Source organism: Prevotella conceptionensis 9403948, from assembly GCF_000312305.1.
Lineage (GTDB): Bacteria > Bacteroidota > Bacteroidia > Bacteroidales > Bacteroidaceae > Prevotella > Prevotella conceptionensis.
The window spans coordinates 38,522-53,232 of record NZ_HE999451.1; the positions used below are offsets into that span (position 1 = coordinate 38,522).

Consider the following 14,711-nt stretch of genomic DNA (forward strand, 5'->3'; position numbering starts at 1 on the left):
AAGAGTATGGCATCGACGAAAGAGCCGTAGAAGAGCAATTGGGTATGCCCTGTTTTGTGAAACCGGCTGCCGACGGGTCTAGTTTCGGCGTGTCGAAGGTGAAGAATGTAGACCAATTGGCTCCTGCATTGCGCAAAGCATTGATGGAAGACGATGCGGCCGTGATTGAATCGTTCCTTGATGGCACCGAGATTTCTGTGGGGTGCTATCGCGTAAAGGGCGAAACAAAGGTGCTGCCTGCCACCGAAGTGGTGAGCCATAACGAGTTTTTCGATTACGATGCGAAGTATAACGGACAGGTGGAAGAGATTACGCCTGCACGTATCGCCGAGGAAACGGCACGCAGGGTGGCCGAGGAAACGGCTCGCATCTACGAACTGCTAGGCTGTAACGGCATTATCCGCATCGACTATATCTTGACGAAAGAGCCCGATGGGACGGATAAGATAAACCTCATCGAGGTGAACACCACGCCTGGAATGACGCCCACAAGCTTTATTCCACAGCAAGTGCGCGCCGCTGGAATGGAAATGAAAGACGTGTTGAGCGACATTGTGGAGAACCAATTCTAACCCCCTTGTCGCGCCGACACGCCCAAAACGTATAATTTCGACAGCCTCGCTCCCCACGTAAGAATGTTTAGTTTAATTTTATAGAATGGCTAGGTAGCGATGTGAATCGCTTTTCAGTTACTTTGTTTAGGGGGAGTGGAGGCTGTCTTCTTATCATCTACATAACATGCAATCCAATAACTATCTAGAGAAATTCGCGCCCATTCGGCCCTTTGATGCCGAAGAGTTGCCCGCCGCTTTCGACCGACTTTTGGCCGATAAGCAGTTCCAGTCTGTGATAACTTACATCTTTCCGCAGCTGCCTTTCTCGCTTTTTGCACAACAACTGCGTGCTTGCAAAAACAGTCTTGAAGTGCAAAAGACCTTTGCCTACCCCTTTTTGGCAAACCTGTTGGCCAAAGCAAGCAGTGGGGCAGACATGGATAGTACGGCCATCGACAGCCAACGCCGCTACACCTTTGTAAGTAATCACCGCGACATCGTGCTCGATTCGGCTTTCTTGGCCAAGTTTCTTATCGACAACGGATTCTCTACCACATGCGAAATTGCCATTGGCGACAACCTGCTTTCCTTGCCGTGGGTGAAGGACTTGGTGCGTGTAAATAAGTCGTTTATCGTAGAACGCAACCTGCCTATTCGCCAGATGCTGGCCTCCAGCAAGCTTTTGTCGGAGTATATGCACTACGCCATCAACGAGAAGAACGAGAACGTGTGGATTGCACAACGCGAAGGGCGTGCGAAAGATTCTAACGACCGCACCCAAGAGGCCGTTTTGAAGATGATGGCCATTGGCGGCGAGGGCGACATTGTTGACCGATTGGCCGACTTGCACATTGTGCCGCTGGCCATTTCGTACGAGTACGACCCCTGCGACTTCCTTAAAGCCAAAGAAATGCAGCAGAAACGCGACACGCCCGACTTTAAGAAGAGTGCACAAGACGATGTGCTGAGCATGCAAACGGGTATTGTTGGCTATAAGGGTGGCATTCATTACCATTGCGCGCAGTGCATTGACGGTTTCCTCGAAGGCCTTGAACGCGACATGTCCAAAGGCGACTTGTTTGCTGCTGTGGCCCAACACATCGACCGAGAGATTTATCGTAACTATCGTATTTACCCCGGAAACCGCGTTGCGTTGTATCTGCTTACAGGCGATAAAGGGGCAGACAACGCCTTTACTGCCGAAGAGCAAGCCACGTTCGAGAAGTATTTGGAGGGTCAGATGGCTAAAATAACCCTTCCGCAGAAGGACGAAACCTTCCTGCGACAACGCATGCTTGAGATGTATGCCAACCCCTTGATTAACCAACGCTCCGTATGATGAACGCTCGTAAAGTCATATCACCACTCGCACGCTTGTTCCTAGGTGGGGTTTTCGTGGTTGTGCTTGTTGCGCTTACCATCCTTTCGGCGTGCGAGACCGATAGTTACGACACGGGCGATGGTAGCAATTCGTACCTGAAAGCCCACTTCGCCGAGGCTCACACCGCAGCCAATGCCAAGCTTGCTTTCGCCGTTACGGATGATGGAGACACGCTTCGGTTTCCTCCGAACACATCAAGCAAGGCCTTAACAAAGGCAGATAGCGTTTATCGCGTGTTGTATTATTACGACCAACGCGGGGCAAACGTCAACCCCAGGAGTATTGTTCCCATCCCAGTTGTTTCGCTTTCAGACAGCACAACGTGGCCCACCGACCCCGTAACGTTCGAGAGTGCATGGGTTAGCAGAAACAGAAAGTACTTCAACATAGGCTTTGCATTGAAGGTGGGGCGAACAGATCAACCCGATAGAAGGCAGCGAATAGGGGTTGTTCGCGACTCGTTTGTTACTACCGCAACTGGCGAACACATCTTATATATGCACCTTGCGCATAGTCAGAATGGTGTTCCGCAGTATTATTCGCAACGCGTGTACATCAGTGTACCCATTAAAAAACTTCCCACCAACACTCGTTTCGTGTTTCGAGTGAAGGATTATCAAAGGATGATTACGGTGGAAAGGGGAGGATAGAATGAGGAGTTTCTTTGAGTAGTTAAGGAGTTAGGGAGTTAAGGAGTTAAGCCAAATGCTTTGATAAGTCCGTAGCCTTAGTTGTTTCGAACCTCGTTGTTTAACCAAGCTATTGGCTTAACTCCTTAACTTCTTAACTCCCTAACTCCATTAGTTAATAAGATAATTTGCCTCTCTGCCACAAAGCATTTGGCTTAACTCCTTAACTCCCTAACTCCCTAACTCCATTAGTTAACAAGATAATTTGCCTCTCTGCCACAAAGCATTTGGCTTAACTCCTTAACTCCTCATTTAACTCACAAACTCAATATCATGCTTACCAAGCAAGTAAACGGTAAAGCCCCACGATGGGGCAACAATTGTTATTTCTCTGAGAACGCCACCATTGTAGGTGACGTCACTATGGGCGACGACTGCTCGGTGTGGTTCTGTGCAGTTCTTCGCGCCGATGTAGACGGAATACGCATCGGCAATCGCGTAAACATCCAAGACGGAGCATGCGTACACCAGTCGCATGGCACGCCCGTGGTGATAGAAGACGACGTGTCGGTGGGGCACAACGCCACTGTTCACGGCTGCATCCTTCGTCGCGGCTGCCTTATTGGCATGGGCGCAACGGTGCTAGATGCCGCCGAAGTGGGCGAAGGAGCAGTGGTTGCGGCTGGTGCCGTGGTGCTGCAAGGCACGAAGATTGGTGCAAACGAGCTGTGGGCAGGCGTTCCTGCCAAGCTGGTTAAGCGCACCGCGCCTGGCCAAGCCGAAGAGTTCGCCCAGCATTATATGGAGATAAAGAAGTGGTATTAAGATTCATTCCATTGGTTAGCCTGCCCTTCTGGCTTTCATGGTGTCTTTAATGTCACTGGTGTTACTAGCTTATCTAGGTAAGCCGCTATGTCTTGGCTGCCTAGATAAGCTAGTTTGATTTTGTAAAGTCAAGCCAATTACCTTTTATCTTCCCAACTCTAACGGCTTTGTAGCCTCCTTCAACCACACCAGATGTTCGCGGTCTAGATGTGGAGCAAGCGTGGTGTACACCATGCGATGGTAGTCGTTTAACCACGTAATCTCTTCTGCCGAGAGCATGGAAAGCACAATCGGCGCGGTGTCGATGGGACAAAGCGTTAGCGAAGTGAACTGCAAGAACTCGCCAAAGGCCGTTGAACGATAGGGAACGGTGAGCAAGGTGTTCTCTATCCTGATGCCATATTCGCCCTCGATATATAGTCCTGGTTCGTCGGTGATGGTCATTCCCGCGTGGAAAGGCGCAGGTCGCCATTGCATCCTAACCTGTTGTGGCCCCTCGTGTACGTTGAGATAAGCCCCAACGCCGTGCCCCGTGCCATGCAAATAGTTCATGCCCTCGCGCCAAAGCGGTAAGCGTGCCGTGGCATCTAGCTGCGTACCCGTTGCGCCATCGGGGAATTTCAGCATCGCAAAGTTGATAAATCCCTTCAGCACCAGCGTGTAGGCCGTGCGTTGTTCGGGTGTTGTTTCGCCCAAAGCGATGGTTCGCGTGATGTCAGTCGTGCCGTCTTGATATTGCGCGCCGCTGTCAATGAGCACCAGTCCGCGCGGTTTTACGGGAATATCCGTTTCGAGTGTGGCCTCGTAATGCACGATAGCCCCATGCGCTTCGTAGCCAACGATGGTTTCGAACGACTTTCCGCGGAACAGCGGTTGTTCGGCTCTGAACGACGTTAGTTTCTCGTCCAGACTGATTTCCGTTTCCGTTCCGCTCTCCACAGCAGGTTTCAACCACTTTAAGAACTTCACCATCGCGATGCCGTCTTTCAGCATCGCGTTGCGAAAGCCCCTTATCTCGGCATCGTTTTTCACCGCTTTCAAGGCAGGGACAGGCGAGGGCATCGCTATAATCTCTTGGCACATAACCTTTTGCGCAAGCGTATAGTTGGTTGTGTTGGGGTCTAGCAAGATGTTATATTCGGCATAACGGGCAAGTCCCTTATCCACGTCGGCGTATTCGGCCACCTCAATTTGCTGCGATTTAAGATACGCAGCCACCTCTGCTCCTAACTTCTCCTTATTAATATATAAGGTAGTGCGACTTTGTTCGATAAGCAGGTAGGCTACGAACACGGGGTTGCACTGCACGTCAGAGCCGCGAAGGTTAAGCGTCCACGCCACATCGTCGAGGGTGCTAACCAACGTTCCGTCGGCATGTACGGTGCGCAAGGCCTTTCATATGCGCTCTATCTTATGTCGTGTTTCTTCGCCTGCCAGTTCCAAGGGTTGCAATTCAACGCTGTTTGTGGGTATCTCTGGGCGGTCGGTCCATATCGTTTTCAGCGGGTCGATGTTGGTTCTCAGCGTCAGTCCGCCTAGTTTTCTCAGCTCTGTTTTAAGCGCATTCACCTCGTTCAAGGTGTTAACCATGCCGTCTAGTGCCACCTCGGTGTTGTCGGTATGGCGCAACTTGTCGGTCAGCCACTCGGCAACACTTGGCGTTTGCGGCAATCCGTCCTTCATCAACTTAAAGCCTGAGCCTTGTAATTGCTCTTCGGCGGCGATGAAGTAGCGCGAGTCGGTCCACACGGCGGCATCGTCGAGCGTTACCACAGCCGTGCCGGCCGAGCCGTTGAACCCCGAAATCCATTCGCGTCCTTTCCAATGTTCGGGCACATACTCGCCCGAATGGGGGTCGGTACTGGGAAAGATAAATGCCGCCAAATGTTCTGTGCGCATCAGTTGGCGCAAGGCGTCAAGTCGTTGTTCGATTGTTTTCATATCTAGTGCTTTTGGTTTTTGTCATGTTATATTAGTTGTGTTTCGCCCCCGTTTGTACGTCGTGTCCTGTCGAGGAGCATGTCGCGGGGAGTGTGCCCGTATGTTGTTGGCGCGGTGCTAAGTTATGAAATAAAAATGAAAAACACGGCCTTTGCCACCACTTTTGTCAGCCATAAGTAACAAAAAGCACGTACGTTTTAAAATTATAACAAATTAAAGGCCGCATAAGATGCCTGCCTTACCATTTTTTTTGCTACCTTTGCCCTAACAATGTAACGAAGTTACTTTAATCAAAAATCAAATATAATTATGGAATTTCTAACAGATGAGAAACTAGTTATTGTCGGTGCAGCCGGCATGATTGGTTCCAACATGGCCCAAACAGCCGCCATGCTTGGCCTAACCCCCAACATTTGCCTGTACGATGTGTACGAACCAGGATTGGCAGGTGTTACCGAAGAAATGCGCCACTGCGGTTTCGAGGATGTGAACTTCACCTACACCACCGATGTTAAGGAGGCTTTAAAAGGTGCCAAGTATATCATTTCGTCGGGTGGAGCTCCCCGTAAAGAGGGCATGACCCGCGAAGACCTGCTCAAAGGCAACGCCACCGTGGCCGAACAGCTGGGTAAAGACATCAAGGCTTACTGCCCCGACGTAAAGCATGTGGTTATTATCTTCAACCCCGCAGACATCACGGGCTTGGTAACGCTCATCTGGTCGGGCCTGAAACCCTCACAAGTATCAACGCTTGCAGCCCTCGACTCCATCCGTTTGCAAAGCGAATTGGCTAAGCACTTCGGTGTTCCTCAGAGCGAAGTTACGGGTTGCCGCACCTACGGAGGCCACGGCGAGGCGATGGCTGTGTTTGCATCTACCGCCAAAGTGCAAGGCACGCCGCTGCTCGACCTTATCGGTACGCCGAAACTGAGTGCCGAAAAATGGGCCGAAATCAAGCAGAAGACGGTTCAAGGTGGTTCGAACATCATCAAACTTCGTGGCCGCAGCTCGTTCCAAAGCCCCGCTTACGTATCGGTTAAGATGATTGAGGCCGCCATGGGAGGCGAAGAATTTGCATGGCCCGCAGGTCGTTACGTGTCGTTCGCAGGCATCGACCACATCATGATGGCTATGGAAGTGAGCATCACCGAGAAGGGTTCTGCCTACGAAGAGGTTGTTGGCACGCCCGAGGAAATGGCCGAATTGAAGAAGAGCTACGACCACTTGGTGAAGATGCGCGAAGAGGTTATCGCCCTTGGCGTACTTCCTCCCGTAGAGAAGTGGGGCGAAATCAACCCCAACTTGAAGTAAGTTAGGGCTGAAAAGCCAAAACACGCATCCCCCAACGCACCGCAAGTGCGCTTGGGGGATGTTTTTTGTTTGGACACATCCTAAAGGGTGAAAAGGTGAAAGGGTGAAAAGGTGAAAAGATGGCTGCGCCCACCACTCTTGTTAACTTGTCCGACCAGTCCGACCAGTCCGGCCTGTCTGACCTGTCTGACCTGTCTGACCAGTCTGACCAGTCCGACCAGTCCGACCAGTCCGACTAGAAGAACTAAATAAACTAGCCCCGCTAACTTAATTAACCCAATGCCTGAAACTCATTAACCCACCTGCTACCACCTCGTTTTTGTCTGCTTTTCCGCATATATTTTAACACTATGGCGCCCTTTTTATCCACCACTTCACCCGCTTGGCCCAAAAAATCGATTCTCGCGAAGGTTTGTTTTGATGCAAAAAGGGGGTAGCTTGTGAATACGATGAAATGAATTTTTATTTAAAAAGACCGCTGTTTGCACCCCGTTTCGGGCGTTTTGCTGCTAAATGCACTGCGTTTTGGTGCAAAATACACTGCGTTTTGGTGCTAAATGCACTGCGTTTTGGTGCAAAATGCACTGCGTTTTGGTGCTAAATGCACTGTGTTTTGGTGCAAAACACCAGGCAAAATGGTGCTAAACGCAAGGTGAGAAGCATGATTATCCACAGCAATGGTATAAATATAACCTTTTAGAACCATTAAAAACATGACCGAAAAGGGCAAAATAGTGGTTAAAAAGTGGGATTTTAGGGGTTAAAGGCGTGCATTTGGGCTTGAAAAATTACGAGCCGTTCAGCAAAATAGAAAGGCTAAAAGGTACAAAATGCAGGTCTTTTTCTTGAAATTGAACATGCCGGGAGGAGCGAAAGGCTAAAAAATGGGGCGATTTGCCTACTTTTGGGCCTATATTTTCGCTAGAACGAATCGAAAATTGGTACGATATTGTAAAATAAAAGATAATGATTTGTAGTCAAACAGAATTGGATTTAGAAAGCCACCAATGCAGCGTAGGCAAACAATACACCTACTTTTAATCTGCGTAAAGCCTTGTTAATGTCATGCTGTACACGCGTTGCACTCTTCTATCAGCTATTTTCCAAAAGCAATTCTGTTTGACTATAAGTTTTTAAGTTGGTGAGGTGCAAAGCTGGTGAGTTGGAGGTGTTTTGAGTTTTTCAGTTGATGAGCTGGTGTTTTTTTGAGTTGATGAGTTGACGAGTTGATGAGTTGGTGGGTTGATTTGTCCTCTACTTCGTGTGTAAGAAGGGCGTTTATCTTGTGTTGGCGTAACAGAGATAACAAACACCTCTTAAATGATAGAAACATAAAAAGTCAAGACGACTTCAGTGCCTATGTTGGAAAGGTGGAGGGGAAAAAGGTCGGGATGCACCGTAACATTACCCAAATTGTTAAAAAGAAAATGTGATAATGCAAGAAAGTATTAGATATTGATAATATAGTGCACAATGATTTACTATATTATTCTTAACTTTGTGCACATGATAATCCACCAGTTATTGCCAAATTATGACAAAATGTGCGCTGTTGCAACCTTTTTATTCCTTGTGGAGCTAAATCAATAGCAAATTGAATGGTTGCCCATAAAACGGCCCTGCTTTGCCTAATCCTTGCAATAGGTGTAAATACGTATTAACAGTAACAATATATTTACCTATATAGACAAATGAGAAAACATACATTATTACCGGCTCTGTTGTTTGTAGCCGTAGCCTTGCACGCTGTGGTGCGGACAAATTTCCCTACGGACAACACGCACGCGAAACGTAAAAAGGTGACCGTAACAAAGCAGGCACAAACCGCAAACGCAGATACCGTTATGCGCAATATCGCCCTGTCGAAAGACATTGATGTGAGTGCGTCGGCATTCGTCAACCAGAATGAGACGCCCGAGAAGGCTTGCGATGGGGACGTGCGAACCAAATGGTGCGACAACAGTTCGCCAAACAAGTGGTTGCTTTACGACCTTCAGAAAGATTACAACGTGCGTAAGGTTTGCCTGATATGGGAAAATTGGGACCCCAACAACATATATAAGGTGCAAACAAGTGTCGACGGACAACACTGGACCGACCGAATTACAGAGACAACAAATACCCAAAACCAACGTGTTTACGATGTGGATTGGAATGGTGTGCGCTTAGTTCGCTTCCTTGTGCCCGAAGAGGCCAAAGACGATGCTGTGCGCTTGATGGAGTTCCAGGTGTGGACTAGGGGCGCAGGGCAGCCCTCGCGCATCGAGCCGATAGGCAAATGGGGTGCTATGGTTAAACCACGCTATCTGCATACGGAGGGTAAGAAAAAGATATACGCACTGATGTCGTTTGTAGACAATAGGGTGGGCGTTATCGATGCCAACGGAAGCAACTGCGTTATTGGTCCGCAAATGCCGTTCGGCTCCATCAATCCGTCGCCCCAAACACCCGAAGGCGAACACGACGGCTATGCACCTAATCAGCCAATACGCGGTTTTGGGCAGCTGCACGTTAGTGGAACGGGATGGGGAAAGTATGGCCATTTCTTGCTTTCGCCACAAGTGGGGCTCAGCGTTGGCGAAACCGAACACGACTCGCCGGCAAGCGACGAAGTGGCCAAGCCCAACTATTATAGGGCAAGGTTAGACAGGTATGGCATCGTTACCGAACTTACGCCAACCGAACATGCCGCCATTTACCGTTTCACTTTCCCGCAAACGCCCGAGGCGAACATCGCCATGGACGTAACCCACAGTCTTACCCGCGACATTGCCAAATATATCGGCGGAACAGTTAAGGCAAACAGCGTGAGCATAGACAGTGACGAAGGCGACAGATTTTCGGGTATGATTGAATACGAGGGTGGTTTCAGCGGTGGTTTTTACAAGTTGTATTTCACCGCGCAGCTAGACAAAAAGCCCCGAACGTTCGGCGTTTGGAAAAACGGGACACTGCAACAAGGTGCCAAGAAGGCCCAACTAACCCAAGGAGAAGACCGCATAGGCAGCTACTTTACATACTACACGAACAACGGCGAGGCGGTTAAACTCAAGATAGCCATATCGTTTAACAGTGTTGAGCAGGCCAAGAAGTATCTTGCCGCCGAAATTCCAGGGTGGGATTTCGAGGCAACGAAGAAACGCGGCGAGGACAAGTGGAACCGCATATTGAGCGACATCGTTGTAGACGAGGCCCCAGCCGTGAGGATGAAACAATTTTATTCGGCCTTGTATCACTGCTTGCTGATGCCCCGAAACCGCACCAACGAGTTCCCCGCATTCGGCAACAAGGAACTGTGGGACGACCATTTCGCCGTGTGGGATACGTGGCGCACGCTCTTCCCGCTGCTCACCATCATCGAGCCCGACGTGGTTGGACGTAACGTTCAGGCCTTCGTTAATCGCTGGAAGGTGAACGGAAAGGTGAAAGACGCCTATATAGCAGGTAACGATATGGCCGAAGAACAAGGCGGAAACGATGTAGACAACATCGTGGCCGACGCTATTATTAAAGACATTAAGGGCTTTGACAAGGCTGAGGCTTACAAGTACTTGAAGTTCAGTGCCGACCACGAGCGCCGTGCAGCGCCGTTAATGGTGGGCGAAAAGGGGTTGGGTCAAAACGATACGCTGTTCTATCGGCAGAACGGATGGCTCCCCGGTGGCGTGATGGCCCAATCAACAGCCTTGGAATACTCCTATAACGACTACTGTGTGGCATTGGCAGCCAAGAAATTGGGTCACGAATGCGACTACAAGAAATATCTGGAACGCTCGAAACGCTGGGTGAACATGTGGAACGCCGACTTGGAAAGCAAGGGCTTTAAGGGCTTTATTTGCCCCAGAGACAAAGACGGAAAGTGGATAGACATAGATGCCACCTACTTTTGGGGCTCGTGGAAACGCTATTTTTATGAAGCCAACGCTTGGACTTATTCTTTCTTCGTGCCCCACGACATAGACAAACTCATCGAATTGAATGGTGGCAAAGAGCAGTTTGCCAAGAAACTGGACTACGGTTTCAGAAACAGCCTGTTGGAGTTGGCCAATGAGCCATCGTTCCTTACGGCGCGCCTCTTCAATCATGCCGGGCGGATGGACCTCACTTGCTATTGGGTGAACCACGTGTTGGAAAACCTTTTCGGCGAATATTCCATGCCCGGCAACGACGATAGCGGCGCCATGTCTTCGTGGTGGCTTTTCTCGGCTATGGGTTTCTTCCCCAACGCAGGGCAAAACATCTACTATCTCAATTCGCCCTTGTTTAAACGGGTTACCATACAACGGCCAAACGGCAACATCGAGATAAGCGCGCCCAACCGCACCGACAAGAACATCTATATAAAAGAGGTGAAGGTGAACGGAAAAACCTGCACCGACGGCATCATCACTTATGACGACCTGAAGAACGGGGCAACCATAAGGTACGAACTAACGAAGTGAACATCGAATAACAATTAATATTTAAACAACATGAAACATTTCCTTTTGACGTTGGGCTTTATGCTCACGCTCGGTGTGCTTTCGGCATTCGGGCAACAAACGGGTAACAAGCTTTGCCTTAAAGCCTCGAAAGTGCTGCTTCCCACTGGCGGCAAAGTGTCGTTTGAGGTAGAAGGCACCAATCCGTCTGCCACCTACAAGTACAAGTGGACTTTACCCAAACAGTTTAAGAAATTGTCTGAAAGGGGCAACAAAGTGGTGGTGAAAATCCCCGATGAAGGTAATTACGAGGTGAAGGTGTTTGTGGAAAGCAACGATGAGAGCGACGACGTAGAACTGAAAACCAACGTAGAAGTATCGAACAGCAAAAAGATAGAGCTGCTGAGTGTTGGCAAGAAGGTTGTGTCGTGTAGCGGCAACGTGGGCGACGAAAGGCCCGATTGGCTCTTTGATGGTACCGCCGCCCCCGACAATTACAGCAAGAAATGGTGTGCCGAGGGAAAGAAAGAACACGAAGTGGTGGTAGACTTAGGGCAAACATGCCAAATCTATCGCTTGAAATTCTACGACTGCCGTACCAAAGAGACCGATTACGACAACATCCAAAACTTTAAACTCTTTGTGAGCGATAACCAAACCGACTGGACTTTGGCCCTAAGCGAGACGGGGAACAACGATAACGTGAAAGACATTACCTTTGCTCCCGTCAAGGGAAGATACGTGAAATTCGTGGCCTACGACCCGAACAAAGACTTCACCATCCGCGTTTGGGAACTGGAACTATATGGCGTAAAATAGTAAATGGTGCGGTAAGGGGGCGCCTTATGGTGCTGCATGGTTCTCTTCTTGTTCCTCCCCAAAGAACGTTTAGCCTTTCCACTTTGCCAAAAGAGCCGTGCCGGCGATTTTCAATACTCGCCAAGGCAACGTTCGAACAAGTTTGGCATTGTCTCCTTTGGCTTAACGAAAACGTCGAACTATTGCGGCGTCCGGCGCACCTTTACCCCCTCCCTTACAAACAGGTGGCTTATGCTTAAACCAGTAAGATTTTGGGTATGCCTGGTTCTTATCCTGGGCATGCCAAGGGTGTTTTTTGCCCAAGACAAGACACCCTATCGGCTTGTAAACCCCTTTATAGGCACGGGCAACGAGGGCAACTGTTTCCCTGGTGCCCAGGCTCCGTTCGGCATGCTGTCGTTAAGTCCTAACAACACGTTCGACAATTACGAAGATGCCGCATCGCGTCCGGGTTACAAATATTTCCGGAACGAGATAAACGGCTTTGGGCTGACACATTATAGCGGTGTGGGTTGCCATGCCATGCAAGACTTGCAGTTTATGCCCGTAGCGGGAACGCTCGACAAATCGCCCGTGAACGACAAGCATGCTTACGTGTCGCGGTTCTCGCACGAACGCGAAAAGTCAATGCCTGGCTATTATTCCGTTACGCTCGACGATTACCATGTGGATGCGAAGTTCGCTGCTACGGTACACGCTGCCATCGGCGAAATTACCTATCGTGGCGACCAAGAGGCACATCTGGTGTTCGCTCCTACCAATTGCGCCAATGGCATTGGCGATGGAGAACTGCACATCGAGTCGACAGCCATGACCGTAACGGGGTGGGTTTCGACGGGCGGATTTTGTTGGCGCGACCCCAAAGACCGCCCATACCGTGTGTTTTTTGTGGCTAAGTTCAACACCAAGTTCAGCAGCTACGGCGTGTGGAAAGGCAAAGCCAAGGCCGAAGGGGCCTCTAACGTGGCAGGAGACGACGTGGGCGCATACGTGTCGTTTGGAAAGTTGAATGGAAAGGCTGTGAAAATGAAGGTGGCCATCTCGTATGTGAGTATCGATAACGCCCGCAAAAACCTGCAAGAAGAGATAAGCTGTTGGGAGTTTGAGGACGTTTGCCGCGCAACGAAATCGCAATGGGAGCGCATGTTGTCGCGCCTGACCGTAGAAGGAGGCAGCGAAAGTCAACGGCAGGCATTTTACACCGCCGTTTACCACAACCTTTTGCACCCCAACGTGTACAGTGACGTGAACGGCGACTACATGGGATTTGACGATAAAGTGCATCGTGTGGCCAATGGAAGGAAACAATATGCCAACTTCTCGCTGTGGGACACCTATCGCACAACCGCCACATTGCAGGCCCTAATCGCACCCGATGAGGCTTCGGACATGGCCCAATCGCTGTTACTTGATGCCGAGCAAGGAGGGGCTTATCCCAATTGGAGCATGAACAACGTTGAATATGGGGTGATGAATGGCTACTCAACGTTCCCCTTCATTGCCAATCTCTATGCCTTTGGGGCACGGAACTTCGACCTGCAAGCAACCAAAGAGATGATGAAACGCGTGTCGGTGAAACACATTAAGTGTAAAGGTTTCCACGGTTGGGAGCACGTTGAAGACTACATGACGTATGGATACGTGCCCGTAGATAGGCATGGGCATGGCGCATCGATGACCCTTGAATATGCTATCGACGACTTTTCTATTGCCCAGATATGCAAGGCTGCTGGCGACGAGGCTGCATACAACTATTATATGAACCGTTCGCAAAGTTTCGAAAAACTATTTGATGAAGAAACGCGACTGATAAGACCGAGAAACGCCGACGGCAGTTTCCTAACACCTTTCGCGCCCAACATGGAGAAAGGCTTTAACGAAGGTAATGCCATGCAGTATTTCTGGAGCGTTCCGCACAACGTGGATGCCCTGACAGACTTTTGTGGAGGTAAGGATGCTATGGAGAAACGGCTCGACACGTTTACGTCGCAAGTGAAGTGCGGTTGGGCACCCGATGTTCCATATTATTGGTTGGGCAACGAACCTTGCTTTGGGAGTGTCTACGTGTACAACTTCTTAGGCAAGGCATGGAAAAGTCAACGGATGGTGCGAAACGTCCTCAATCGGTTCGACGATACGCCTAACGGGCTCCCCGGCGATGACGATGCCGGTGCAATGTCGGCCTTATACGTATTCTCGGCTATGGGATTGTATCCCTACATCCCGGGCATTGGAGGCTTTGTGGTAACGGGTCCGCTGTTCACTAAGGTTCAGTTGCAGCTCAAGGGGGGTAAAACGCTCACTATTATTGGTGAAAACGCAGGCAATGATGCCCCTTACATACAGCGTTTGCAAGTAGACGGGCGCGAAACAACATCCACGTGGTTAGACTGGAACAAACTGAAACATGGCGCAAGGCTGAACTTCGTGATGGGTAAAGGGCCCAACAAACAATGGGGAGCGACAGAGAAAGACGTTCCGCCGTCTTATTATTAAGGTGGGATGGGCAAGCAAACGCTTTGCTGCCTGCCAACAATCTAAGTACAAACAATAAAATCAGATGAGAATGAATAAATACGCATTGTTGCTGTTCTCGCTTTGTTCGGTGCCCTTGTCGGCATTAGCTCAGGGCAAACACATAACGGGTAAGGTGTCTGACACGAAAGCCGAACCCATCGTGGGAGCAGTAATCAAAATTCAAAACAAGGCTGCTGTGGTTACGGATGCCGAGGGTAGGTATGCCATTGATGCAGAGCCTGGCGACGTGTTAGACATCACTTGTATCGGCATGCAGAGCCAAAGGTTGAAGGTTGGCAACCGGTCTACCCTC

The 14,711-nt window shown here is 49.7% G+C and carries 9 protein-coding genes and 1 pseudogene; 9 read left to right on the forward strand and 1 reads right to left on the reverse strand.

Going from position 1 to position 14,711, the window contains the following annotated elements; translation table 11 throughout:
* From BN93_RS12725 to BN93_RS12740, 4 genes are all read left to right on the forward strand, one after another.
* Nucleotides 1–572: D-alanine--D-alanine ligase family protein (locus tag BN93_RS12725; protein ID WP_019188707.1), on the forward strand; the 572-nt coding region annotated here is incomplete at its 5' end.
* Between the two features lie 166 nt (nt 573–738).
* Entirely contained in the window at nt 739–1,893 is a 1,155-nt protein-coding gene (locus BN93_RS12730) for a 1-acyl-sn-glycerol-3-phosphate acyltransferase (protein WP_019188708.1), read from the forward strand.
* Nucleotides 1,890–2,585, forward strand: a complete 696-nt coding sequence (locus BN93_RS12735; protein WP_019188709.1) for a NigD1/NigD2 family lipoprotein — start codon at nt 1,890–1,892, stop codon at nt 2,583–2,585. Before BN93_RS12730 ends, BN93_RS12735 begins: the two co-directional genes overlap by 4 nt.
* 312 nt (nt 2,586–2,897) lie before the next feature.
* Nucleotides 2,898–3,389 carry a gamma carbonic anhydrase family protein gene (locus BN93_RS12740; protein ID WP_019188710.1) on the forward strand — a complete coding sequence of 164 codons (492 nt, stop codon included), beginning with the start codon at nt 2,898–2,900 and terminating at the stop codon, nt 3,387–3,389.
* Nucleotides 3,390–3,533: 144 nt separating this feature from the next.
* Here the strand turns inward: BN93_RS12740 and BN93_RS12745 are convergent.
* Nucleotides 3,534–5,330, reverse strand: a pseudogene (locus tag BN93_RS12745) (aminopeptidase P family protein).
* A gap of 309 nt (nt 5,331–5,639) precedes the next feature.
* On the opposite strand from BN93_RS12745, the gene BN93_RS12750 reads away from it, so the two are divergent.
* From BN93_RS12750 to BN93_RS12775, 5 genes are all read left to right on the forward strand, one after another.
* Complete coding sequence (locus tag BN93_RS12750; RefSeq protein ID WP_009231266.1) at nt 5,640–6,641, forward strand: malate dehydrogenase; 1,002 nt, start codon at nt 5,640–5,642, stop codon at nt 6,639–6,641.
* A gap of 1,691 nt (nt 6,642–8,332) precedes the next feature.
* Nucleotides 8,333–11,083: a GH92 family glycosyl hydrolase gene (locus tag BN93_RS12760; protein ID WP_044260773.1), complete on the forward strand. Its 2,751-nt coding sequence runs from the start codon at nt 8,333–8,335 to the stop codon at nt 11,081–11,083.
* Nucleotides 11,084–11,113: 30 nt separating this feature from the next.
* The gene (locus BN93_RS12765; protein WP_019188717.1) at nt 11,114–11,881 is read left to right on the forward strand and encodes a discoidin domain-containing protein; all 768 of its coding nucleotides are present in this window, start codon (nt 11,114–11,116) and stop codon (nt 11,879–11,881) included.
* A gap of 231 nt (nt 11,882–12,112) precedes the next feature.
* Entirely contained in the window at nt 12,113–14,377 is a 2,265-nt protein-coding gene (locus tag BN93_RS12770) for a GH92 family glycosyl hydrolase (RefSeq protein ID WP_044260835.1), read from the forward strand.
* 70 nt (nt 14,378–14,447) lie between these two features.
* The coding region (locus BN93_RS12775; protein ID WP_044260775.1) for a carboxypeptidase-like regulatory domain-containing protein at nt 14,448–14,711 on the forward strand (264 nt) is incomplete at its 3' end.

Bases quoted from the DNA above. Each gene is read 5' to 3' on its own strand.
- BN93_RS12750 (WP_009231266.1), top strand. From the start codon at position 5,640: ATGGAATTTCTAACAGATGAGAAACTAGTTATTGTCGGTGCAGCCGGC.
- BN93_RS12765 (WP_019188717.1), top strand. From the start codon at position 11,114: ATGAAACATTTCCTTTTGACGTTGGGCTTTATGCTCACGCTCGGTGTG.
- BN93_RS12770 (WP_044260835.1), top strand. From the start codon at position 12,113: ATGCTTAAACCAGTAAGATTTTGGGTATGCCTGGTTCTTATCCTGGGC.
- BN93_RS12740 (WP_019188710.1), top strand. From the start codon at position 2,898: ATGCTTACCAAGCAAGTAAACGGTAAAGCCCCACGATGGGGCAACAAT.
- BN93_RS12760 (WP_044260773.1), top strand. From the start codon at position 8,333: ATGAGAAAACATACATTATTACCGGCTCTGTTGTTTGTAGCCGTAGCC.
- BN93_RS12730 (WP_019188708.1), top strand. From the start codon at position 739: ATGCAATCCAATAACTATCTAGAGAAATTCGCGCCCATTCGGCCCTTT.
- BN93_RS12735 (WP_019188709.1), top strand. From the start codon at position 1,890: ATGATGAACGCTCGTAAAGTCATATCACCACTCGCACGCTTGTTCCTA.